General features: G+C 30.3%; 1 protein-coding gene. It reads left to right on the top strand.

The genetic code is table 11. The features are described from left to right. On the top strand, nt 1-998 hold a 998-nt coding region (locus tag ATH1_RS19740), incomplete at its 5' end, for a Shedu immune nuclease family protein (protein ID WP_010423905.1). Between the last annotated feature and the right edge of the window lie 193 nt (nt 999-1,191).

Below are 1,191 nucleotides of genomic sequence, written 5' to 3'. Positions count from 1 at the left end.
TGAACGGATATGGCCGTTTTCACTGGGTGGGCATCGACCGTTTTTTCCATTTTGGAATAAAAAACGAATTCTATTTTGCTAAAGATTTATATTTTAGAGAAGAATTTTTTATTGCTAAAGAAAAAGTATCCTTAATTAAAACAATTGATATTAACATTGATGAGTCAATTTACATTGGAGGTAAAAATGAGACCATTTTGCCTTTTGATGAATTTAGGAAACTTATTAAATCATTTCCTACTACCCATGAGATTAAATTGTATAGGGCTGCGAAAGTAACATCTATAATAAGTAACTATTTTGAATCAGTAAAGGATAAAGAAACTCAGTATAAGACATATGTAAATAATAAATCAATTAAGATTGAAAGCAATTTAAAGTCCGCTTTTAAAGAATCTGAAATATTAAAGTATAGTACTTTATTGGATAAACTAAGAACTATGCTTAATAATGAAATTAAATATTCTGAAGACCAGTGGCAATCAGAGATATTACAGTTAGTATTATTGATTTATCCAAAATATATTAAAGCAATAAAAGAGCTTAAATTTAAAGATGTTTACAGTGAAAAAACTCGTAGACTGGACTTCGGATTGATTGACTTTATGGGTAACTTAGATATAATGGAAATTAAAATCCCATTTGAAAAGAGCATTGTGTCAAAGTCACAATATCGCGATAATCATATACCAAATCGCGATTTATCAGGTGTCGTAATGCAAATTGAGAAATATATTTTCTATTTGAACAAAATAGGAAAACAAGGGGAGATTGATTTGAATAAAAAATATAAATCTAATCTACCAAATGGTTTAGAAATTAAAATTGTTAATCCATCTGCAATAATCATTATGGGTAGAGATAATCATTTGAGTAAATCTCAACTTTATGATTTTGAAGTCATAAAAAGAAAATACAAAAATGTAATTGATGTTTTCACATATGATGAATTAATTAGACGACTTGACATTTTGATTAAACAATTGAAAACCATATAATAACAACCGCTAACAAAGCTATATACGCCAGCCGTGGCATCCACAGCATATTGAGAGTTTTGTATTACCCTCTCCCATGCGTTCAAGCTGATAAATCCACAGCTGGTCTGAAACCACGGCCAGGCGCATATAGCTGGGACGTTATTGCGACACGAAGTCGCTCTATATAATTGTTTTACAGGGCAATGGCCCT

The sequence above is a fragment of the Anaerophaga thermohalophila DSM 12881 genome, assembly GCF_000191885.1.
Classification (GTDB): domain Bacteria; phylum Bacteroidota; class Bacteroidia; order Bacteroidales; family Marinilabiliaceae; genus Anaerophaga; species Anaerophaga thermohalophila.
Note: the sequence above shows the minus strand (reverse complement) of the source record. Positions and strands in the feature narration are given on the sequence as shown.